The 20760-nt window shown below is 66.7% G+C and carries 21 protein-coding genes; 10 read left to right on the plus strand and 11 right to left on the minus strand.

The annotated features are described in order from the left end of the window. The first annotated feature begins 320 nt into the window (after positions 1 to 320). Together ACODTW_RS05275 and ACODTW_RS05280 are read left to right on the plus strand one after the other, a co-directional pair. Positions 321 to 881: a DUF2087 domain-containing protein gene (locus ACODTW_RS05275; protein WP_488944897.1), complete on the plus strand. Its 561-nt coding sequence runs from the start codon at positions 321 to 323 to the stop codon at positions 879 to 881. 139 nt (positions 882 to 1020) lie between these two features. Then, positions 1021 to 1725 carry a cupin domain-containing protein gene (locus tag ACODTW_RS05280; RefSeq protein ID WP_488944899.1) on the plus strand — a complete coding sequence of 235 codons (705 nt, stop codon included), beginning with the start codon at positions 1021 to 1023 and terminating at the stop codon, positions 1723 to 1725. 63 nt (positions 1726 to 1788) lie between these two features. Here the strand turns inward: ACODTW_RS05280 and ACODTW_RS05285 are convergent, their stop codons facing one another. From ACODTW_RS05285 to ACODTW_RS05305, 5 genes are all read right to left on the minus strand, one after another. After that, complete coding sequence (locus tag ACODTW_RS05285) at positions 1789 to 2190, minus strand: hypothetical protein (protein ID WP_488944900.1); 402 nt, start codon at positions 2188 to 2190, stop codon at positions 1789 to 1791. 239 nt (positions 2191 to 2429) lie between these two features. Continuing rightward, complete coding sequence (locus ACODTW_RS05290) at positions 2430 to 2657, minus strand: hypothetical protein (protein WP_488944901.1); 228 nt, start codon at positions 2655 to 2657, stop codon at positions 2430 to 2432. Positions 2658 to 2666: 9 nt separating this feature from the next. Continuing rightward, on the minus strand, positions 2667 to 3998 hold the full coding sequence (locus ACODTW_RS05295) for a DUF4097 family beta strand repeat-containing protein (protein WP_488944902.1): 1332 nt from the start codon (positions 3996 to 3998) through the stop codon (positions 2667 to 2669). A 139-nt stretch (positions 3999 to 4137) separates the two neighbouring features. Further along, a complete protein-coding gene (locus tag ACODTW_RS05300; protein ID WP_488944904.1) occupies positions 4138 to 4968 on the minus strand; it encodes an ABC transporter permease in 831 nt (276 codons plus the stop codon). Positions 4969 to 4993: 25 nt separating this feature from the next. Beyond that, on the minus strand, positions 4994 to 5797 hold the full coding sequence (locus ACODTW_RS05305) for an ABC transporter permease (RefSeq protein ID WP_488944905.1): 804 nt from the start codon (positions 5795 to 5797) through the stop codon (positions 4994 to 4996). A gap of 20 nt (positions 5798 to 5817) precedes the next feature. On the opposite strand from ACODTW_RS05305, the gene ACODTW_RS05310 reads away from it, so the two are divergent. Further along, positions 5818 to 6501, plus strand: coding sequence for a regulatory protein RecX (locus ACODTW_RS05310; protein ID WP_488944906.1), 684 nt, complete (start codon positions 5818 to 5820; stop codon positions 6499 to 6501). Here the strand turns inward: ACODTW_RS05310 and meaB are convergent. Then, the gene (gene meaB, locus ACODTW_RS05315; protein WP_488944907.1) at positions 6492 to 7487 is read right to left on the minus strand and encodes a methylmalonyl Co-A mutase-associated GTPase MeaB; all 996 of its coding nucleotides are present in this window, start codon (positions 7485 to 7487) and stop codon (positions 6492 to 6494) included. The two genes, ACODTW_RS05310 and meaB, sit on opposite strands and share 10 nt — an antisense overlap. A gap of 106 nt (positions 7488 to 7593) precedes the next feature. Here meaB and ACODTW_RS05320 point away from each other — a divergent pair, with 106 nt between their 5' ends. Then, positions 7594 to 8055: a hypothetical protein gene (locus ACODTW_RS05320; RefSeq protein WP_488944909.1), complete on the plus strand. Its 462-nt coding sequence runs from the start codon at positions 7594 to 7596 to the stop codon at positions 8053 to 8055. A 3-nt stretch (positions 8056 to 8058) separates the two neighbouring features. On the opposite strand, the gene ACODTW_RS05325 is transcribed toward ACODTW_RS05320, so the two are convergent. Next, the gene (locus ACODTW_RS05325) at positions 8059 to 8820 is read right to left on the minus strand and encodes an ABC transporter ATP-binding protein (RefSeq protein ID WP_488944911.1); all 762 of its coding nucleotides are present in this window, start codon (positions 8818 to 8820) and stop codon (positions 8059 to 8061) included. Between the two features lie 89 nt (positions 8821 to 8909). Here ACODTW_RS05325 and ACODTW_RS05330 point away from each other — a divergent pair, with 89 nt between their 5' ends. Both ACODTW_RS05330 and ACODTW_RS05335 read left to right on the plus strand, forming a co-directional pair. Then, complete coding sequence (locus tag ACODTW_RS05330; protein ID WP_488944912.1) at positions 8910 to 10232, plus strand: ActS/PrrB/RegB family redox-sensitive histidine kinase; 1323 nt, start codon at positions 8910 to 8912, stop codon at positions 10230 to 10232. A 54-nt stretch (positions 10233 to 10286) separates the two neighbouring features. Further along, entirely contained in the window at positions 10287 to 10868 is a 582-nt protein-coding gene (locus ACODTW_RS05335) for an ActR/PrrA/RegA family redox response regulator transcription factor (RefSeq protein WP_488944913.1), read from the plus strand. Positions 10869 to 11011: 143 nt separating this feature from the next. Here the strand turns inward: ACODTW_RS05335 and ACODTW_RS05340 are convergent, their stop codons facing one another. Both ACODTW_RS05340 and ACODTW_RS05345 read right to left on the minus strand, forming a co-directional pair. Continuing rightward, positions 11012 to 11230: a DUF1150 family protein gene (locus ACODTW_RS05340; RefSeq protein ID WP_488944914.1), complete on the minus strand. Its 219-nt coding sequence runs from the start codon at positions 11228 to 11230 to the stop codon at positions 11012 to 11014. A gap of 125 nt (positions 11231 to 11355) precedes the next feature. Next, entirely contained in the window at positions 11356 to 11844 is a 489-nt protein-coding gene (locus ACODTW_RS05345) for an Hsp20 family protein (protein ID WP_488944915.1), read from the minus strand. A gap of 463 nt (positions 11845 to 12307) precedes the next feature. On the opposite strand from ACODTW_RS05345, the gene ACODTW_RS05350 reads away from it, so the two are divergent. The 4 genes from ACODTW_RS05350 (at position 12308) to ACODTW_RS05365 (ending at position 18015) form a co-directional block, all read left to right on the plus strand. Next, positions 12308 to 14122 (plus strand): potassium/proton antiporter, encoded by a 1815-nt coding sequence (locus tag ACODTW_RS05350; RefSeq protein ID WP_488944916.1) that lies wholly within the window; start codon positions 12308 to 12310, stop codon positions 14120 to 14122. A 106-nt stretch (positions 14123 to 14228) separates the two neighbouring features. Next, positions 14229 to 16043 carry a DUF885 domain-containing protein gene (locus ACODTW_RS05355; protein WP_488944917.1) on the plus strand — a complete coding sequence of 605 codons (1815 nt, stop codon included), beginning with the start codon at positions 14229 to 14231 and terminating at the stop codon, positions 16041 to 16043. Between the two features lie 353 nt (positions 16044 to 16396). Beyond that, complete coding sequence (locus tag ACODTW_RS05360) at positions 16397 to 16897, plus strand: methylated-DNA--[protein]-cysteine S-methyltransferase (protein ID WP_488944918.1); 501 nt, start codon at positions 16397 to 16399, stop codon at positions 16895 to 16897. Positions 16898 to 16956: 59 nt separating this feature from the next. After that, positions 16957 to 18015, plus strand: a complete 1059-nt coding sequence (locus tag ACODTW_RS05365; RefSeq protein WP_488944919.1) for a lysine-2,3-aminomutase-like protein — start codon at positions 16957 to 16959, stop codon at positions 18013 to 18015. Positions 18016 to 18250: 235 nt separating this feature from the next. Here ACODTW_RS05365 and nadC read toward each other — a convergent pair whose 3' ends face one another. Together nadC and ACODTW_RS05375 are read right to left on the minus strand one after the other, a co-directional pair. Continuing rightward, positions 18251 to 19102, minus strand: coding sequence for a carboxylating nicotinate-nucleotide diphosphorylase (nadC, locus tag ACODTW_RS05370; protein WP_488944920.1), 852 nt, complete (start codon positions 19100 to 19102; stop codon positions 18251 to 18253). Next, entirely contained in the window at positions 19102 to 20712 is a 1611-nt protein-coding gene (locus tag ACODTW_RS05375; RefSeq protein ID WP_488944921.1) for an L-aspartate oxidase, read from the minus strand. The genes nadC and ACODTW_RS05375 overlap by 1 nt, the downstream gene beginning before the upstream one ends. Positions 20713 to 20760 lie beyond the last annotated feature (48 nt).

Below are 20760 nucleotides of genomic sequence, written 5' to 3' on the forward strand. Positions count from 1 at the left end.
CACACACAACGCAACCAGATTCTTCACAGCATCGTCACTTTCTTGAAATCAGACGCCGAACCTACCAACCCTGGGGGCGGCCCCCTCTATATATAGATGTCGCGCGCGCCCTCGTCAGTTGGCTGCGCTTGTTGTATAAGGGACGTCCGGTCGGCAGTTCACCCAGGCGTCGCCAGCCCCTGACAGGGCCGCTAAACCTGCCATGCGAGGATCAGGCTCCTCGCTAATCGACCCGTGACACCCTTTCCGGCGTGCCCAGTGTCGGCAAGATGGCGACCCCCGGCAATCCAACCCAGCACGGCGCGCGGAATGGTGATCCCATGTCGAAGCAGTTCCTTTCCTTCCAGGTCGCTGATATCGGCGCCCTGGCCAAATCGCTGAAATCCCAGATCGCCACCCATGACGGACCGGTCGGGCATGTGCAGCTGTTGAACATGCTGGCCCGCGGTGCCGGCTTCCGCAATTTCCAGCATTACCGGGCCCAGGCCACGGCGCTGGAGCGGCTGGAGCAGAATCCGGTGCCGGTGCCCGAGGTCGATCTGGCCCGTATCCGGCGGCTGCTGCGCCATTTCGATGAGCAGGGGCGGCTGATCCGCTGGCCCAACAAGTTCAACGAACAGGCCACCTGCCTGTGGGTGATCTGGTCACGCCTGCCGGCCCGCCAGCATTTTGACGAGCGGGGCATCAGTCAGGCGATCCAGGCCGAGCATCTGTTTGGTGATTTCGCCCTGCTGCGGCGCGAGCTGGTGGAGCAGAAGCTGGTCAGCCGTACATCCGACTGCCGCGATTACCGGCGCATCGAGCGGGAACCACCGCCCGACGCCCGCACCCTGATCCGCTACCTGACCCCGCGACTGACGGCCCGCATCCGCACCACCTGATCCAGCGACCCGTCATCGCCGCCGGCGATGACGGGAAGTTCGGCAGAAGCTGCGCTGACGGTCCCCGCCTTTGGTGCGTCCAGCCGTCACGTCTTTCCTATGCTGACCCATTCAGCCCCAGCCCCTAAGGAAAGGCACCATGGCGAGCGAACATGTGCACAGCTTCATCGACCTTCTGGCCTTTGCCGGGCCGGCCCCGCTGGCGGCGGATTTCATTGGTGGCCGGACCTGGCTGGATACGGACGACGACATCGTCGCGATCGCATCCCTGCGCCTGGTCGCGGGCACAGGCGCAGGGGACGCGCTGCCGGGGGACGAGTTCATCCTGCTGCTGAGTGGTGATCTGACCCTGACCGCCGGGACGGGGGCTGTATCCCTTGCTGGCGGCGACAGTGCCGTTCTGCCCCGAGGGCTCGACTACACCTGGAGAAGCGCCGCCGGGGCCCATCTGATCATCCTGCGCAGCAGCGAGGTGGGTGCAGCCGGGGCCGACCGACCGGTAGCTATTGATCGGCAAGCCGCACTGGAACCGTCGGGCGCTCCGCTGGCCGATTTGCTGATCGGGCCGACCCCGTCCTGCCGCAACCATACCGACTACCGGTCGGGCAGCACGGAATTCGTCTGCGGCACCTGGGATTCCACCCCCTATCACCGCCGCACCATGCCCTATCGCCATGTCGAGCTGATGCAGCTTCTGGCCGGGTCCGTCCATTTTGTCGATGGGGCCGGCCGCGAGGCCACCTTCCGCCAGGGCGACGTGTTCGTGGTCGAGCGTGGAGCCGAATGTTCCTGGGAGAGCCGGGAACATGTGGCCAAGGTCTACGCCATCCATCGGCCGGCGTGAGGATCATCCCCCAACATGCCGACGGCCCCGGCGGACTGCGCCGGGGCCGTCGATAGCGACGGATTACTGGGCCTTGGCTTCGGCCGGCTTGGTGTCGGCCTTCACCTCCGCCTTGGCGTCGGCCTTCACTTCCGGTTTGACCTCAGCCTTGTGATGGGCGGGCTTGTGGGCCTTGGCCTGCTCCTTGACCTCGGCCGTCTTTTCAGCCACCGCCTTTTCCGGGATGGCCGCCTTGGCTTCGACGGCCTTCGCGGCCTCTGTCACCGGCTTGGCGGCGGCAGAAGCGGCGGGCGTGGCCACCGGGGTGGCGGGGGCACCACTGACGGGCGTCGTGGCGGCGGTCGTCGAAGCGGCGACGGCGGGCTTGGCACCGCCATCATTCGCACTTTCGACGGTCCGCGCCTGGGCCCCACCGGCCAGCAGGGCCACGGTCAGACCAGCCATCAGCATCGCCTTGGTACGCATGGAGAAACTCCTTCAGCATCCTTGGTCGTGGTCCGGTCCGGCGACCCATTGTCGCCTCCCGCCGGCCACGTCCTTATGAAGCCTTCGGATGATGGTGGCCGTGGGGCCGATCCCGGGCGGCTTGCGGGAAAATCGGGGACATTTCGGCGTCAATGTCGACGCCATCCCGCCATAATCGCTGGAAGCCAGCGGCAGCAACAACCGCCGGCCTGGTTACGCCGCATGGGCGGCGGGGCCCGTCATTCACCGCGCAGCAATTGGCGGATGGCCTGGGCCAACATCTCGTACGGGTCCTGGCCGCGGGCACGGGCCGCCCCCTTGATCTGATCCTGGAAGCCGCGATCGGCGGCCTGACGGCGCATGCGCTCCACATCCCCCTGCCGGATGCGGCCGTCCAGTTCCCCTTCCGCCGGTGCAACGGAGGGGGGACGGGCGGGCGGCTTTGGCGGGGGCCTGCGGGCGATCACAACATCGCCTCATTCCCCCACATAGGTGGTGCCAACGCCGGTATTGCGGACCTGGGCATTGCCCTCATGGTGGGCGATATGGACATTGCCCGAGCCAGACGCCACGACGCGCGGATCATGGGCCGTCCCGTTGAATTCAAAGGTGCCGGCGCCGGTGACCGTGGCCTGCAACGGTTCGGCTTCACCTTCCCCGATGCTGACACGACCGGCGCCGGGGAAGTCCAGCTTCACCGGACCGTTGACGCGGCCCACATCCACCTCGCCATGGCCCAGGATGGCCATGGTCAGTCCATCATTGACCCGGCCCAGCGAGACATTGGCATGGCCCTTGACCTCGATCGTCGCCCGCTCCGCCCGTTCGACGCTGAGATCACCGGAGCCGGAGACAGAGAATTGCACCGGCCCTTCCACCCGTTCCACCGAGACGCTGCCGGATTCCAGGATATCGACGGACAGTGCTCCCACCCGTTCGGCAGAGACGTCGCCCGTCAGCAGCTGCACCGACAGCTTGCCATCCGAGCGCCCGTCGATCGACAGGTTGCCGGCCAGTCCGGCGATGGTCAGGTCGCCATCGGTGGGCATGGTCAGGTTGATGGATCCGTGGCCCGTATGGGGGTCGCCGCTGCCGCGCAGGGTCAGGACGCCGTCCTTCACCTCTGCCGTCATGGCGTTGCCGCCGCCTTCGACTTCCACCTTCACCTTTTCGGCGCGGCTGGAGCGCTGGATCGTGACGTCGCCGCCGATATTGACCAGCTGCACGCCCCTGCCCGCCTCATAGGTCTGGGTGAAGCTGCCATCGGCGCCATTGCTGATCATGGCGCCCTGGGTGGCACCCGACGCGGCGGCCACCCCCATCTCCGCCATTTTCAAGGCACCTTCGGCGATGGCCGGCACCTCCTTGCCCTCCGCCCGCAGCCGTTCACGGGCCTCTGCCAGTTCCCGCCGCGCCTCCGCCAGACCTTCGCGGGCTTCGCGCAGACCTTGCATGCGGGTGCTGTCGAGATCGACGTCCCGCATGGCGTCGCGAACAGCGCGTTCAATCTCGTCCGGGTCGACATCGACATTGACATGCATGTCGGCGGCGGCCCGCGGCGCCACGGGCGCTTCCGGCGGACGCGGCGGCTTGGGCGGTTTCGGAGGCTTCGGCACATGATCATCGCCGAATTCGACGTGGAAGCCGTGGCCCTTGCCACTGTCTGCGTCATCGCCGGACAAAAGACCCCAGCCCATGACGCCCAGGGCCACAACAATGGCGGCGATACCGCCGGCCGGGATGCCGGGCGTCAGGCGCGGGCGGGAGGAAAGGCTGGTCGGCGGATTGGTGGACAGCGTGCCATCCATGGGTCGGTTCCTGCTTCGCATCGGGTCTTTGGCTCGCCTTCGACTATGCGGCTGTCACCGCCCCCTGTCCGCCGCATTTGCAGGAGGGTTACAAAAATCCAGAACAGGTAACCGATGATAGCGCGGCTGTTACGATTGCTTAACTCTTCATGTGCCAGCCGACGGCATAAAGCCGGGCTGCCAGCGCATAGAGCGCCACGATGAAGGCCAGCAGGAATAAGGCGGACAGGCCCGGCGACTGTGCCGACGTGCCCAGCATCCCGTGCCGGAACCCCTCCATCGCGTGATAAAGCGGGTTCAGCCGCACGATGGCGGCCAGGGGCTCCGGCATGCTGCCCACAGGCGCGAACAGGCCCGACAGAAAGGAAAGCGGGGTGAACAGGAAAGTAAAATAGGCCGAAATATGGTCCCATTTCGTGCTGGCCAACCCGCAGAGCAGACCGCACAGCGACATGAACAGCGACCCGGCTAATGCGAAACCCAGCGCCGTCAGCGGGTCATGCACGGGCAGCGGCCAGAAGGCCAGCGAGGCCAGCCAGACGACCAGGCCAGCACCCATCCCCGCCGCCATGCCGGCCAGCAGATAGGCGGGCACGGTCTCTCGCGCACCGACAGGCGCCATCAGCTGATCGATCACATGGCCTTCGATCTTGCTGTAGAGCAGGGAGAAGCCCGCATTTTCAGCCGAGCGCAGCAGCACCGACAGCATGATCAGGCCCGGCACCAGATAGGTCAGCACCGCATCACCATCGGGCGTGCCGCGCTGCGGTCCCAGCCCAAACAGGAAACAGACGAAATAGATGATGGCCATCAGCGCCGGGGCGAACAGGAAGGCCACGGCCATCTTCTGCATACGCCGCATTTCACGCCGGCACAGCGTGACAAAGGCCAGCCAATGAAAGGCGGGCACCATGCGGCGGATGGCGGGGTTGAAGGCACCGGCCGGCTGCCTGACCTGCTGCATCGACATCGGCATTCCCCTCTCTGGCGGCCGGTCAGGCCTTCAACTTGTATCCGCGGTCGATCATGCGCCAGGCGACAAAGCCCAGCGTCAGGTTGATGCCCAGCATTACCAGGATACCGGTGCCCAGCGTACCGTCCGTCTGCCCGATGAAGCCGTAGCGGAACCCGTCGATGAAATAGAAGAACGGGTTCAGGTGCGCGATGAAGCGGAAGGCCGGCGGCACGCTTTCGATCGAATAGAAGGTGCCCGACAGGAACGACAATGGCGTGACGATGAAGTTCGTCACCACGGCCATATGGTCGAACTTGTCGGCCCAGATGCCGCCGATCAGGCCCAGCAGGGCCAGCAGCGAGGCCGCCATCACCCCGTGGAACAGGATATAGAAGGGATGGGCCACGGTCAGCGGGATGAACAGATGGATGGCCAGCGCCGTGATGACCCCGACCATGGCCCCGCGCACCACCCCGCCCACGATATAGGCCGTGGTCAGTTCCAGGGCCGACAAAGGCGGCATCAGCACATCGACGATATTGCCCTGCACCTTTGCCACCAGCACGGAGGAGGAGGAATTGGCGAAGGCGTTCTGGGCGATGGCCATCATGATCAGGCCGGGCGCCAGGAACAGGAGGAAGGGCACATCGCCCACCATGCGCACCACCCCGCCCAGCGCCAGCGCAAAGACGGCATAGAACAACAGGGTGGTGACCACCGGGGCGGCGACGGTCTGAACCCAGACCTTCAGGAAACGGTGGATTTCCTTGCGGATCAGGGTGGCAAGACCGATCCAGTTGACGGCGCCGACGGGGCGGGGCATGGGGATGCTGGGTTGCGGCATGGGAACGGGGTCACCTTGACATGCGGATCGCGCCCGACGGCGGCGCGGATGATGGCGCCGACACTATACGCAAGCGGCCGACGGCGGCAATCTTGCGCGACACGGAAGAGGGTGCAGTGACGGAGAACACGGGCGCATATGGACAGCGGAAGATAAAGCGGGTGACGCCGGCCTATCTGGACCGGGCGGCGCTGCATTATCTGGAACGTTTCGCCAGTTCATCGGCCCATCTGCGCCGGCTGCTGCTGCGCCGCGTCGACGCGTCGGCCCAGGCTCATGGCACCGACCCGGCAGAGGGGCGGGAATGGGTTGACGCCCTGATCGAACGCTATCTGCGCCAAGGCCTGCTGAATGACACGCTGTATGCGGAGATGAAGGCGACGGGCCTGCAACGGCGTGGCGGGTCGATGCGCACCATCCGGCAGAAGCTTCGGGCCAAGGGGCTGGATGAGGATCAGGTCGACCAGGCTGTGTCCAGTCTGGACGGGGCGGAGGACGGGGTCGCCGATCTGGCCGCCGCCATCCGCTATGCCAAGCGCCGCCGGCTGGGCGGCTTCCGCCCAGACCGCGACGGCACCGGCGCCGAAAGGCTGACCAGGCGCGACAAGGACATCGCCGCCCTGGCCCGGGCCGGCTTCGACCTGGACACGGCACGCCGCGTCATCGAGGCCGAGGATGCGGAAAGCCTGCTGGATCAGGGGTGATTTGAGCCCCGGAACAGGGCCAGCAGGCGGCGGGCGGCCGCACCGGGGGTGACGGAAGATGCAGCCGCCGCGTCCTCCAGTGCGGCCAGTTCGGCGCGCACGGCCGGGTCGGCCTGGAACGCCGTCAGCAGGTTTTCCCGGATCTCGTTCCACATCCAGGCCTTGGCCTGGTCGGCGCGGCGATGGGCGATGGCGCCGTCATCGCCCAGGATGCGGCGGTAATCACCGATGCCGTTCCACACGGCATCGATGCCGATATTGTTCAGCGCCGAGCAGGACAGAACGGGCACCCGCCAATTGGCATTGGCCGGGCGCAGCAGGGCCAGGGCATGGCGATATTCAGCCACGGCCTGCCGCGCCGCGTTCGACAGTTCGCCATCGGCCTTGTTGACGACGATCATGTCGGCCAGTTCGACGATGCCCTTCTTGATGCCCTGCAATTCGTCCCCACCGGCCGGTGGCAGCAGCAGCAGGAACAGGTCGACCATGTCGGCCACGGCGGTTTCCGACTGGCCCACGCCCACGGTTTCGATGATGACCACGTCGAAGCCGGCCGCTTCCACCAGCAGCATGGCCTCGCGCGTGCGCCGCGCCACGCCGCCCAGCGTCGAGCCCGCCGGCGACGGGCGGATGAAGGCGCGGATGTCGCGCGACAGCATCTCCATCCGGGTCTTGTCGCCCAGGATGGAACCGCCCGTGCGCTGGCTGGTCGGGTCGATGGCCAGCACGGCCACCTTGTGCCCCTGCCCGATCACATGCAGGCCGAAGGCTTCAATGAAGGTGGATTTGCCCACGCCGGGCACGCCGGAAATGCCGACGCGCACGCCCTTTCCCGTATGCGGCAGGATGGTGGCCAGCAACTGTTCGGCCCGTTCGCGGTGGTCGGTCCGCGTGCTTTCCACCAGGGTGATGGCCTGAGCCAGCGCACGACGGTCGCCGCCCAGCACGCGGTCGGCCAGATCGGGGATGGACAGGGCGTCGGGCATGGATGGGCCTCCGGACGGCGGGATCGCGGCCAAGATGGCCTCAGGCAAAGGCATAGTCAAATCGCAAGGGGTCGCACACCTGTCCATACACCTTCGGGCATGGCCGATGGCAGAGCTTTCCAGCGGCGGGAACCCGTGCGATTCTGCCAATGTCGCCAGTGGGTTCGCCGCTGGCATCGCTGATAGCCATCCCATGACAGAGATCGCCCAGACCCGCACCGTCCACCATCCGGCCCCTGCTCCTGCGGCGGGACTGTGGCGTTGGCTGCTGCGTCGGTTCCGCCGGCAGACGCGGTTGCTGCCGCTGACCGGGGTTGCGGCCTCCATCAACGGGCAGGTACTGGGCGTGTCATCGGTGAATGCCGCTGGCTTCTGCGCCCTGGGCTATCGCGGACCGCTGCACCCGCAGGACCGGTTCGGTTTCGCCCTGACCCTGGACGGGGTGGATATTGCCGGCGACGCCGTGGTGGCCTGGCGCCGCGACGGCGGCATGGGCATTGCCTTCTACGACCTGTCCGACGCCGAACGCGGACGGCTTTCCGTCTGGCTGGGCACCCACGGGGGGTAAGCGTCACCCCACCGCCTGCCGGCGGTCCCGCGCAATGTCCAGGAACACTTCCTCCAGATTGGCGCGACCATAGCGGGACAGCAGGTCGGCCGGCGTGCCCCGGTCGACAATGCGCCCGCCTTTCATCATCAACACCGCGTCACACAGCCGCTCCACCTCTGCCATATTATGGCTGGCCAGCAGGATGGTGGCGCCGGTGCGGGCCCGGTAGGATTCCAGGAATCCCCGCACCCAGTCGGCTGTGTCCGGATCCAGACTGGCCGTCGGTTCATCCAGCAGCAGCAGCTCCGGGTCGTTCAGCAGCGCCTTGGCCAGGGCCACGCGCGTCTTCTGCCCGGCCGACAGATTGCCGGACGGGCGCGACAGGATGGCGGTCAGGTCCAGTTCCTGAGCCAGCTTTTCGATCCGTTCACGCAACTGGGTCAGGCCGTAGAGATGCCCATAGACCGTCAGGTTCTCCCGCACGGTCAGGCGATGGGGCAGATCGACATAGGGGCTGGAGAAATTCATGCGCGGCAGCACGCGATAGCGTTCCGTCAGCATGTCATGCCCCAGCACCCGCACCTCCCCGTCGGTGGGCAGCAGCAGGCCCAGCAGGATGGAGATGGTGGTGGTCTTGCCCGCCCCGTTACCACCCAGAAGCGCTACCGTGCTGCCTGTCGGCACGTCAAAGCTGATGGCGTCCAGGGCTTTGTGCCCGTCGAACTTCTTCGTCAGCTTGTCGACATGGATGGCAGGGTCCGGGGTACTGGCATCAAGCGGCATGGAAGGTCTGGTGGTCTTCTGGCGGGAGGGAACGTAGATTTGCGTCGGCACCCGTCGCGGTGATGAAAAATTGATCATGGGATAAAGGCATGAGTGAGGCAACCACCAACAATGTCCCCGTCAGCCCCCGGCCCGGCCCGCCGCTGTCCAGCAGCGAGGGCCGGGTCAGTGCCCGCACCCTGATCACCATCCGCTGGATCGCCGTGGTGGGACAGTTCGCGACCCTGACCACGGTCATGGCGCTGTTCGATTTCGACCTGCAGCTGTTACAGGCGCTGGCGGGCGTGGCCGTGTCGGTCATCGTCAATATCCATGCCGCCCGCCGCGTGGCCGCCCACCCTTTCCTGGGGGATCGGGAGGCGGTGCTGTATCTGGCCTATGACATGGTGCAGCTGACGGTGCTGCTTTATATGACGGGCGGCCTGGACAATCCGTTCGCCGTGCTGATGCTGGCGCCGCTGACGGTGGCGGCCAGCACCCTGGGGCGGATAGCCGTCACCCTGCTGACGGTGCTGGCCGTGTCCTGCTTCACGGGGCTGGCACTGGTGGCCCTTCCCCTGCCCTGGCCGGGGGCAGAGCCGGCGGGACTGCCGCCACTCTACCGGTTCGGCATCTGGGCGGCGCTGACCTTGTCCGCTGGCTTCATCGCCGGATATCTCTATCAGGTGGCGGACGGGGCGCGGCGGCTGTCGGCGGCGCTGAATGCCAGCCAGGACGCCCTGGCCCGGGCCCAGCGCGCCTCGGCCGTGGGCGCCCTGGCCGCCGCCGCCGCGCATGAGCTGGGCAGTCCGCTCGGCACCATCGCCGTCGTGGCCAAGGAACTGGCCCGCGATATCGGGCCGGGCAGCCCGCTGGCCGAGGATGTGGCCCTGCTGCAAAGCCAGGTGGGGCGCTGCCGCGATATCCTGGCCGAACTGTCACGCCGGCCCGGCGACCGGGGCGGGGCGGAACCGATCGTGCCCTTGGCCGCCCTGATCGAGACGACGGCATCGCCCTATGTCAGACCCGGTATCGATCTGATCATCGAAACGGTGGGAGAGCCGGAGGACGGCGCCCCGCAGGTGCAGTCCGTGCCGGAGGTGGTGCATGGCCTGGCCAATATCCTTCAGAACGCCATGCAGTTCGCCACCAGCAGCGTCACCGTCACGGCCGACTGGGCGGGTCCCGGCCTGACCCTGACGGTTCACGATGACGGGCCCGGCTATCCAGCCACGGTGGTCCACCGGCTGGGTGAACCCTATGTCAGCGGCCGTACCCCGCTGGCGCGTGAGGCGGCGGGCAATATGGGGCTGGGCCTGTTCATCGCCCAGACCCTGCTGGAACGCTCGGGCGCCCATGTCCGCTACGCGAATGGCAGGGCCGGCGGCGCTGTGGTAGCCATCCACTGGAAACATCCTACATTCACTGTGTAGAAACCTTTGTCGTTCTAAGAAGAACGCCAAATTGCAATACAGGGGTCTCCACCAATGACCGACCAGGCACTGGAAGCGGGCGAACAGACCAAGCTGACCTTCACGGGCGATGCCTCGCGCAGCCTGCTGATCGTCGATGACGACGCCCCGTTCCGAACCCGGCTGGCCCGCGCCATGGAACGACGCGGCTTCGACGTGGTAGCCGTGGACAGCGTCAATCTGGGGATAGAGGTGGCGCACGAAAGCGCGCCGCGCTTCGCCGTCGTCGATCTGCGCCTGGGCGACGGGTCGGGCCTGGATGTGGTCAAGGCCCTGCGCGATGCCCGCACCGATGCCCGCGTCGTCATGCTGACCGGATATGGCAATATCGCCACGGCCGTGGCCGCCGTGAAGTTCGGCGCCGTCGATTACCTGCCCAAGCCCGCCGATGCCGACGCCGTGGAAGCAGCATTGCTGACCGACGGCCCCCTGCCCCCGCCGCCGGAAAGCCCGATGTCGGCCGACCGCGTCCGCTGGGAACACATCCAGCGCGTGTTCGAACAGTGCGACCGCAATGTGTCGGAGACGGCGCGCCGCCTGAAAATGCATCGCCGCACCCTGCAGCGCATCCTGAACAAGCACGCGCCCAAGGCATGATGCCTAGTTGCGGGGGGTGGAACCCATCGCAACTTGATTGGCACGTTGGGCACCCGCGCGCATAAGGTCGACAACGACAGGCATTGATAAAAGCCGGAAAGGACAGCGCGATCCAGGTCGCGGCCGTCCCTTCCGGCTTTTTGTTACTGCAGGCTGAGCGGTTCCATGTCGTGCTGGCGGACCGTGGCAAAGGCCACGTCCTGCCGTTCGACAAAGGTCAGCATGACGCCATCGGCGGCGTGGATGGCATAACCCGGCTTGCCCTCCTGCTCGGCAGGCTTGACATAGGCCAGGTCATTGACGCCAAAAGCCGCGAAATCCTTTGGGCTCAGGCGCCGCAGATACTGGATTGTCGGGTTCATGTCAGCCGGTACTCCAGGAATTGGGGTCCGCGTTCAAAGCGGAACGCAGAAACGATTTCCGTCCCCGCGATTAGGGGACAGAAGCGTTGAAATATGGTTTACGGGCCCGAAAATCCGTCAGACGGTCATTCGCGCTTCTGGGCCAGCATCGGATCGGGTGACACATCGATGGTGCGCGGCCGCGGATCGCCGCCATTGTCGGTGCCGGTGCCGATCTTGATCGTGCGCACCTTTGGCTCCGGGATCGGCCGGCGCAGATCGACATGCAGCAACCCGTTGTCCAGGTTGCAGCCCACGACCTCGATCCCCTCCGCCAGCACAAAGCTGCGCTGGAACTGCCGGGCCGCGATGCCGCGATGCAGGTACAGCCGGTTCTTGTCGTCCGTCTGCTTGCCGCGGATGACCAGCTGGTTGTCTTCCATCTGCACGGCCAGATCGTCGGCCGTAAAGCCGGCCACGGCCAGCGTGATGCGCAACCCGTCTTCCGATGTCTGTTCGATATTATAGGGCGGATAGCCCTCGTTGGCGTTCTTCGCGATGCGGTCGAGCGTGCGTTCGAACTGGTCGAAGCCCAGCAGGAACGGGCTGTTGAACAGCGACAGGCGGGTCGTCACGGCAAGGATCCCCTCTGGATAGAGCGAGTCCGGGGCAAAAGCCCCGTCGGCCCGTGGCGGCCCGTACCGGCACCGCCCCCGTGGCCATGGTTGACCATAGATGGGTATTGCGCGCGGCCGGTCAAGACAAGGGCCAATTGGCGGCCACCCGGCGGCACAGGACCGGCGCACCCCGGAAAACGACATCCCCAGAATCTGTGGATAAGTCTGTGGGTGCAGGTGAGTCGCCCCTTATCCTGGGCGTCTGACTCCGGATTGCCCAAAAAATAGGCTGGTTTTCGACAAGGCTGAAATTGGCTGGACTGGGCATCAGCACCGGGGACAACCCATCCTTTTGAACAGGGTATTAGGCCGCCATTAACCTTTCGTCCCGCTTTAATCTATGTGCCTGGAAAGCCACAATCGTGCTGATTTGGTCATAGTCAGGCACGCAGCCCGTCGGGCGACAAGGGGGACAACAGGCGTGGAAGCCATCAACGAGATGATCTTCCTGGCGGGGCTGCTGCTGTTGCTGTCCATCCTGGCCGGCCGCATTTCCTCACGCCTGGGCGCGCCCTTGCTGCTGGTCTTCTTAGGCCTGGGCATGCTGGCGGGGGAGGACGGGCCCGGACGCATCCATTTCGGTGATTTCAGTCTGGCCTATCTGCTGGGCTCCACCGCGCTTGCCGTCATCCTGTTCGACGGCGGGTTGCGCACCCATGCCGACACCTTCCGCCTGGGCCGGATGCCGGCCCTGAGTCTGGCCACTGTCGGCGTGCTGGTCACGGCCCTGGTCACGGGTGCGCTGGTCTGCCTGGTGCTGGGCGTTGGCTGGATGGAGGGGCTGCTGGTCGGGTCCATCATCGCGTCGACCGACGCGGCGGCCGTGTTCTTCCTGCTCAATCTGCGCGGGCTGGCGCTGCGCGGCCGCGTGTCAGCGACGCTGGAGGTGGAATCCGGCCTGAACGACCCGATGGCCGTGCTGCTGACCTTGCTGGCCGTCACGGCCCTGACCGTGCCCGGCGGGGCGGACCCGCTGCATCTGGTGCTGGAACTGGTTCAGGAACTGATGGGCGGCGTCGCGCTGGGCGTGGCTGCGGGCTATCTGCTGGTCTGGCTGGTCAACCGGCTGGATCTGGCCGATGGGCTGTATCCGATCCTGGCGCTGTCCTTCTCGCTGTTCGTCTTTGGCGGGGCGCAGGCGGCCGGCGCGTCGGGTTTCCTGGCCGTCTATCTGGCCGGCTATATCCTGGGTACAAGGCCGCACAAGGCAGATCGTCTGATCCGCCGCTTCCATGACGGGTTGGCCTGGCTGGCGCAGATCGGGCTGTTCGTCATGCTGGGTCTGCTGGTGACGCCGTCGAAGCTGGAACCCTATGCCCTGTCGGGCATTGTCGTGGCCCTGGGCCTGATGCTGGTGGCGCGGCCGCTGGCGGTTTTCCTCTGTCTGGTGCCTTTCCGTTTCACGCTGGCGGAACTGACCTATATTTCCTGGGTGGGGCTGCGCGGGGCCGTGCCCATCGTGCTGGCCACCATCCCCGTCCTGGCCGGCGTGCCCAATGCCGATGCCTATTTCGCCGTGGCCTTTGTCGTGGTGCTGCTGTCCCTGGCGATCCAGGGTTGGACCGTGGGACCGGCGGCCCGGCTGCTGGGCCTGCTGGCCCCACCGCAGCCGGAAGCACCCAGCCGTGCCGATGTGGACCTGCCCGACGGCGCGGGGCAACTGGCCGTCTTCACCGTTTCCCGCGACAGCGAGGCGGCCCGCCGCGGCCAGGGAAAGCTGATCATCCCCGAGTCGGTGCAGCTTCTGGCCTTGATCCAGAACGGCCGGCCCGTACGGCCGGAGGATGCGCACCGCCTGCAGCCGGGCGACACGGTGCTGGCCATGGGCGACGGTTCCGCCCTGGCCGTCATGGACCGGCTGTTCGGCCGCAAGCTGGAAGCCGACGCCGATGACCGACCCGCCGGCGATTTTCAGATCCAGGGCGACATGCCGGCCCTGGCGGTCGGTGGCATGTATGGATTTGATGCCGGCGACGACCCGGCCTTGACCCTGGCCGGGATGGTCCGCCGCCGTCTGGGCCGCGACCCTGCCCTGGGTGACCGTGTACGCGTGGGGGAAATGGACCTGATCGTAGCCAGCCTGGACGGCACGGAGGCCGGGCTGATCGGGATCGACCTGACCCCGCCCGCCACGGGCTGGGCCGGCATGCGCGAACAGGCCCGCGCCTTTGCCGTTCGTCTGCGCCGCCGCCTGTCACGGCCGCTGCGGCGCTCGCCGGTGGGGGCCGGCGACTGACTGGCCCCTGCCGAGGCGGGTCCAATCGCACCAAGGGCTTGACCTTCGCTCCGATCCAGGCACCCTGCTTTTCATCGGACACGCATAATATATACGGGTAGGTTCCATGCTTTCTCGCCGTCACCTGCTGGCCCTTGGCGGCAGCACCGCCGCCCTGGCCCTGCTGCCCGCGACCGCCTTCGCCGACATTGCCGAAGGCCCCGCCGACAAGGCGCTTTACGCCTTCTTTGATGAGGTTTTCGAACGCGATGTGGCGGCCAGCCCGCTGCGCGCCATGCAGCTGGGCCGCAAGACCCGCTATGACGAGCTGGACGATGTCAGCGAGGCCCGCTACCAGGCCGACCTGGAACAGACCAAGGCCGATCTTGCCCGGCTGAAGCGCGATTTCCCGGCCGACAAACTGTCACCCAATGCCGCCTTCTATGCCAGTCTGTTCCGGGAGCGGGCGGAAGATCGGATCGACGATTTCCGCTGGCGCCGGCATCAATATATCCTGACCCTGGTCAGCGGCCCCCATACCGACCTGCCGGTGCAGCTGATCAATCAGCACAAGGTGGAGAGCAAGGAGGACGCCCTTGCCTATATCGCCCGCCTGAAGCAGTTCAGCCGCTATTTCGCGCAAATGGAGGAGCGGCTGGGTCTGGCGGACAAGGCCGGCATCCTGCCGCCGCGCTATTTCTTCCCCGACCTGATCAATGTCTGCCGCAACCAGATCAAGGGCCGGCCGTTCGATGATGGCACCGACGCCGACGCCCCCCTGTTCGGCGATGTGAAGGCCAAGATCGAAAAGCTGGACCTGCCGGCAGCCGACAAGGCCGCCCTGGTGGAACAGGCCAGGGCCGCCCTGCTGGACGGTGTGGGGCCTGCCTACAAGTCGCTGATCAAGTGGCTGCAGGGTGTGGCCCCCCGCGCCAATCCCGACCATGGCGCTTGGCGCCTGCCCGATGGTCAGGCCTTCTATGCCTCCTGCCTGAAGCGCTGGACGTCGCTGCCGCTGACGGCCGACTATGTCCACAAGACCGGTCTGGCCGAGGTGAAGCGCATCCATGGCGAGATCAAGGAAGTCATGAAGAAGGTCGATTTCCAGGGCAGCCTGACCGACTTCTTCAATTTCACCCGCGACGATGACCGCTTCTATTTCCCCGACAGCGATGAAGGGCGGGAAGCCTATCTGGCCCAGGCCCGCCAGTTTGTTGACGCCATGAAGGCCAAGCTGGATCTGGTCTTCCACCTGAAGCCGAAGGCGCCGATGGAAGTGCGGGCCGTGGAGAAGTTCCGCGAGAAATCCACCTCCAGCGCCTTCTATAACGGTCCCTCGCCCGACGGGAAGCGGCCCGGCATCTATTATGTCAACCTGTCCAACATGCGCGCCCGCCCGCGCTTCGGGCTGGAAACCCTGTCCTATCACGAGGGCATTCCCGGCCATCACATGCAGGTGGCCATCGCCCAGGAACTGGAGGGCGTGCCCAGCTTCCAGAAATTCGGCGGCGGCTATTCCGCCTATGGCGAAGGCTGGGCGCTTTATACGGAGCGGCTGGGCAAGGAGATGGGCTTCTTCCAGGACCCTTACAGCGATTATGGCCGGCTGGTCGCGGAACTGTGGCGGGCTGTGCGGCTGGTCGTGGATAGCGGCATGCATGCCAAGCGCTGGGACCGGCAGCAGGCCATCGACTATTTCGTCAATAACACGCCCATGGACCGTGACGGGGCCGCGCGCGAGATCGACCGCTATATCGGCTGGCCGGGCCAGGCCACCAGCTACAAGATCGGCATGCTGAAGATCCTGGAGCTGCGGGAAGCGGCCAAGAAGCGCATGGGGGCCAAGTTCGACATCCGCCAGTTCCACGATGTCGTGCTGCAGAACGGCCGCCTGCCGCTGACCGTTTTGCAGGAACGGGTTGAGGCTTGGTCCAAGGTTTAAGTCTATGACAGGGGGCTGGATGGCGATATCTGGCCCCGGTGCGTGGATTTAATTGAGTATTGTCTCAATTAGCGTTTATCAGGTTTAGACGAAAACGACCTTTCCCGTCATCCCGGCGTAAGCCGGGACCCAGGGGCCAAAAGCCCGACCTTTCAGCTCCCGTGATCGACGGCGCGCCCGAGGTTTGGTCCAGTGGCTCCTGGGTCCCGGCTTTCGCCGGGATGACGGGAGATGGTGCTTCAAGGTAGGTCTGACGGACTGTCTCCAGCTTGACCCTGTCCGATAACCGCCGGAAGCAGGGGGGCCGGCATGGTAGAAGGGCGGCTGGTTCGTTCAGCCGGAGACGGCACGCCATGCACCTGACCCTTTCCACCCTGTCCACGCCCATCGGCACGGCCCTGATCGTTACGGACGGGGCTGGCACCCTGCGTGCGCTGGATTTCGACGATTACCGGCCGCGCATGGACCGGCTGCTGGCCCGGCACTACGGGGCGGTGACGCTGACCGACGGTCCCCTGCCCGCCCCCATCGCCAAGGCCCTGTCCGCCTATTTCGCCGGCGACCTGACATCCATCGACGCCCTGCCCACCGCCACCAGCGGCACCGATTTCCAGCGGCGCGTCTGGGCGGAACTGCGCCGGCTGCGGCCGGGGCAGACCGTGAGTTATGGCACAATGTCCGCCCGCATCGGCCAGCCCAAGGCCGTGCGCGCCATGGGTCTGGCCAATGGCGCCAACCCCATCGCCATCGTCGTGCCCTGTCACCGCGTCATCGGTGCCGACGGGTCGCTGACCGGCTATGGCGGCGGGCTGCATCGCAAGGAATGGCTGCTGCGCCATGAAGGGGCGCGATAGCAGGATCAAGGCCGGCTGCCCTTGACAGGCGGGGCCCGCTTGGCGCCCATAGGCCGATCATGCCGCGCGATCCGTCCCCCCGTCCCCAAACCCTTCGCCATGTCCGCGATCTGGCCGATCACGGGCTGGTGGATCAGGATACCCTGCCCGATCTGGAACAGGTGGCCGCCCAGTTCGCCGTGGCCGTGACCCCGGCCATGGCCGATCTGATCGACCCGACGGACCCGCACGACCCCGTGGCGCGGCAGTTCATCCCCGACGCACGGGAACTGGACATCAGGGATGAGGAACTGGCCGACCCGATCGGGGATGAGGCCTTTACCCCGGTGAAGGGCATCGTGCATCGCTACAAGGACCGGGTGCTGCTGAAGCCCGTCCATGCCTGCCCCGTCTATTGCCGATTCTGCTTCCGCCGCGAAATGGTGGGGCCGGGATCGGACGCGCTGAATGCCGACGAGCTGGATGCCGCCATCGCCTATATCGCGGGTAATCCGGAGATCTGGGAGGTCATCCTGACCGGCGGCGACCCCATGATCCTGTCGCCCCGGCGCATGGCGGAGATCATCGGCCGGCTGAACGCCATCCCGCATCTGGGTCTGGTGCGCATCCATACCCGCGTGCCCCTGGTCGACCCGGCGCGCGTGGATGCGGCGATGCTGGCCGCCCTGAAGGGCCCGCGCATCGCCACCTGGGTGGTGCTGCATTCCAACCATTGGCGGGAATTCGGGGAAGAAGGCCGGGCCGCCGTGGCGCGTCTGGTCGATGCCGGCATCCCCATGCTGGGCCAGAGCGTGCTGATGCGCGGGGTGAATGACGATGTGGAGACGCTGACGCGGACCTTCCGCACCATGGTCGCCAACCGCATCAAGCCCTATCACCTGAACCATGGCGATCTGGCCAAGGGCACCAGCCATTTCCGCACCAGCGTGGCGGAAGGCCGTGCGCTGATGAAGGCCCTGCGCGGCGACGTGTCGGGCCTGTGCCAGCCCACCTATATCCTGGACATCCCCGGCGGCCACGGCAAGGTACCGCTGACCGACAGCTACCTGACCCCGGTGGCCGAGGGCGAATGGGTGGTGGAAGACCCGCGCGGGGGCAAGCGGCCCTATAAAGGGTAAGGGGTGGCAGGGCGGTGGTCCCGTTGACGGGCACATTCTCGCCACGGTCGATATTTTCAAAACCTGCCTTCCCCGCGTAAGCGGGGATCCAGGGGCCACAAGAACCACACGCAGTGCCTGGTCCCCCTGGACCCCCGCTTTCGCGGGGGAGGCAATGACGTGGCAGAATTGAAGTCGATGCCGACCGTTTGCGCTGACCTCAAAAGCAGGGCCGACCTGGGCTCACCAGCGCCCCTTACCCCACCACGAAATCCAGGCCGATATCGAAATTCTTCACCGAATGGGTCAGCCAGCCCAGGCTGATCAGGGTGACACCCGTCTCGGCGATGGCGCGGATGGTCTCCGGGGTCACGCCGCCGGATGCTTCGGTGACCATGCGGCCGCCGACCATCTCCACGGCGCGGCGCAGGGTGGCCGGGTCCATATTGTCCAGCAGCACGGCATCGACCTTCAGCTCGATCAGTTCGGCCAACTGGTCCAGATTGTCGACCTCCACCTCGATCTTCACCATATGGCCGGCCCGCGCCCGGGCGCGTTCCACGGCGGCGCGCAGGCCGCCGGCGGCGACCAGATGATTGTCCTTGATCAGGACGGCATCATCGAGCGCGAAACGGTGATTTCCACCGCCGCCTACACGCACGGCATATTTCTCCAGCGCGCGCAGGCCGGGTGTGGTCTTGCGGGTGCAGACGATCTGCGCGCCCGTGCCCTCGATCCGGTCGACCAGACGCCGCGTCTCGCTGGCGATGCCGCACAACCGGCCCAGCAGGTTCAGCGCTGTGCGTTCGCCCGACAGGATGGGCCGCGCGGCCCCTTCGACCGTGGCGAGCGTGGTGCCCTTGGCGATACGGTCGCCATCGCGCACATGGCGGGTGATGGTCAGGCCGGGGTCCAGCAGGGTGAAGGCGTGCAGGGCCGCGTCCAGCCCGGCACACACCCCGTCATGGCGGGCGTTGAACAGGGCCTTGGCCGTGGCATCGGCCGGCACGCAGGCATCGGTGGTCAGGTCCCCCGCCATGCCCAGATCCTCGGCCAGGGCCGTGCGGATCAGGGCTTCATACTGGATGGGGTAAAGCGGCAGGGTCATCACATCACCGGCAGGGGGGAACGGGGTGGGGCTACGCGGATGCGCGGAGCCGGACCGGTCAGGGTCACGCGCTGGCGGTGGCGCCAGTCGGGTCGGCTCTCGGGCCAGTCGGACCGTTGATGCGCGCCACGGCTTTCCTGCCGGGCCAGGGCCGCCCGCGCGATCAGCAGCGAGACCAGCAGACGGTTGCGCAATTCCCCTGACAGGCGGATGCCGACGGGGCTGTCGATATCGTCGGCCTGGGCCGTGCCGACGCCCAGCGCCTCCAGCTCGGCAATCGCACAGGACAGGCCGATGCCGTCGCGCAGCAGCCCCACGCTTTCGGCCATGATGTCGGCCGCCTGCAGGGCGACCAGGGCGGCCTGGGCCGTGGGCGTGAACTGGCGGGGAATGTCGGGCAGGGCGATGGGGCCAGCGGGCACGGGCGGTCCGGCCAGGATGGCATCGGCCGCCCGTTCGGCAAAGACCAGCGCTTCCAGCAGGGAATTGCTGGCCAGACGATTGGCGCCATGCACCCCGGTGCAGGCCACCTCACCCGCCGCGTACAGGCCCGGCACGCTGGTGCGGCCATCGGCGTCGGTGACGATGCCGCCCATATGGTAATGCGCGGCCGGGGCCACGGGGATGGGCGTGGTGGCCGGGTCCAGCCGGGCCGTGGCGCAGATGCCGGCCACGGTGGGGAATTTTTCCGCCCCGCCCTGCGCCCAGATCGCGCGCAGGTCCAGATAGACCGGCAGGCCTGCGGCGATACGGGCGCCGATGGCCTTGGCCACCACGTCGCGCGGCGCCAGTTCGGCCAGCGGATGTGCCTTCACCATGAAGCGCCCGCCATGTTCATCCAGCAGATGGGCACCGGCACCGCGCAGCGCCTCCGTCAGCAGCGGCACCTGTCCCGTGCGCCCGACGGCCAAGGCCGTGGGGTGGAACTGCACGAATTCCAGATCGGCCAGATCGGCCCCGGCACGGGCGGCAAGCGCCAGACCATCGCCCGTCGCTTCCGCCGGGTTGGTGGTGTGGCGGTAAAGCTGTCCTACCCCGCCGCAGGCCAGCAGCACGGCCCCGGCCCGGTGGAACACCCAGCCATCGCCGGCATGATGGGCCAGCACGCCCGCAACACCGTGCCGACCCGTGACCAGATCCCAGGCAAAGGCGCCGGTTTCCACCGTCACATGCGCCGCCGCCCGCACCCGCGCCGACAGGTCGGCCATCAGGGTGCGGCCCGTGGCATCACCGCCGGCATGCAGTACGCGGGCGGCCCCATGGGCGGCTTCCCGGCCCAGCGACAGGCGGCCATTGGCTTCGCGGTCAAAGGGCAGGCCGCGATGGATCCAGCGGGTCAGGCGCCGCGCACCTTCCTCCGCTAGCAAGGCGGCCATGGCCGGGTCGGTCAGGCCGGCGCCGGCCGCTACCGTATCGGCGGCATGGTCGGCCGGATCGTCGGCCGGATCGATGGCGGCGGCGACACCGCCCTGGGCCCAGTTGCTGGACCCGCCCGGCAGATCATCGGTCTTGGTCAGCACGGTCACGCGCAGCGGCGCCAGCGACAAAGCCGCCACCAGCCCGGCCATCCCGGACCCGACCACGACCACATCGCTGTGCCGGATTTGCATTTGCTTGCTCCCACAGACGCCGCCCGCCGCCATCCGGCGGCGTGGCAG

It is taken from the genome of Niveispirillum sp. FG148, assembly GCF_057809655.1.

Bases quoted from the DNA above. Each gene is read 5' to 3' on its own strand.
- ACODTW_RS05275 (WP_488944897.1), top strand. From the start codon at position 321: ATGTCGAAGCAGTTCCTTTCCTTCCAGGTCGCTGATATCGGCGCCCTG.
- ACODTW_RS05280 (WP_488944899.1), top strand. From the start codon at position 1,021: ATGGCGAGCGAACATGTGCACAGCTTCATCGACCTTCTGGCCTTTGCC.
- ACODTW_RS05285 (WP_488944900.1), bottom strand. From the start codon at position 2,190: ATGCGTACCAAGGCGATGCTGATGGCTGGTCTGACCGTGGCCCTGCTG.
- ACODTW_RS05295 (WP_488944902.1), bottom strand. From the start codon at position 3,998: ATGGATGGCACGCTGTCCACCAATCCGCCGACCAGCCTTTCCTCCCGC.
- ACODTW_RS05300 (WP_488944904.1), bottom strand. From the start codon at position 4,968: ATGTCGATGCAGCAGGTCAGGCAGCCGGCCGGTGCCTTCAACCCCGCC.
- ACODTW_RS05305 (WP_488944905.1), bottom strand. From the start codon at position 5,797: ATGCCGCAACCCAGCATCCCCATGCCCCGCCCCGTCGGCGCCGTCAAC.
- ACODTW_RS05310 (WP_488944906.1), top strand. From the start codon at position 5,818: ATGCGGATCGCGCCCGACGGCGGCGCGGATGATGGCGCCGACACTATA.
- meaB (WP_488944907.1), bottom strand. From the start codon at position 7,487: ATGCCCGACGCCCTGTCCATCCCCGATCTGGCCGACCGCGTGCTGGGC.
- ACODTW_RS05320 (WP_488944909.1), top strand. From the start codon at position 7,594: ATGGCAGAGCTTTCCAGCGGCGGGAACCCGTGCGATTCTGCCAATGTC.
- ACODTW_RS05325 (WP_488944911.1), bottom strand. From the start codon at position 8,820: ATGCCGCTTGATGCCAGTACCCCGGACCCTGCCATCCATGTCGACAAG.
- ACODTW_RS05330 (WP_488944912.1), top strand. From the start codon at position 8,910: ATGAGTGAGGCAACCACCAACAATGTCCCCGTCAGCCCCCGGCCCGGC.
- ACODTW_RS05335 (WP_488944913.1), top strand. From the start codon at position 10,287: ATGACCGACCAGGCACTGGAAGCGGGCGAACAGACCAAGCTGACCTTC.
- ACODTW_RS05340 (WP_488944914.1), bottom strand. From the start codon at position 11,230: ATGAACCCGACAATCCAGTATCTGCGGCGCCTGAGCCCAAAGGATTTC.
- ACODTW_RS05355 (WP_488944917.1), top strand. From the start codon at position 14,229: ATGCTTTCTCGCCGTCACCTGCTGGCCCTTGGCGGCAGCACCGCCGCC.
- ACODTW_RS05360 (WP_488944918.1), top strand. From the start codon at position 16,397: ATGCACCTGACCCTTTCCACCCTGTCCACGCCCATCGGCACGGCCCTG.
- ACODTW_RS05365 (WP_488944919.1), top strand. From the start codon at position 16,957: ATGCCGCGCGATCCGTCCCCCCGTCCCCAAACCCTTCGCCATGTCCGC.
- nadC (WP_488944920.1), bottom strand. From the start codon at position 19,102: ATGACCCTGCCGCTTTACCCCATCCAGTATGAAGCCCTGATCCGCACG.
- ACODTW_RS05375 (WP_488944921.1), bottom strand. From the start codon at position 20,712: ATGCAAATCCGGCACAGCGATGTGGTCGTGGTCGGGTCCGGGATGGCC.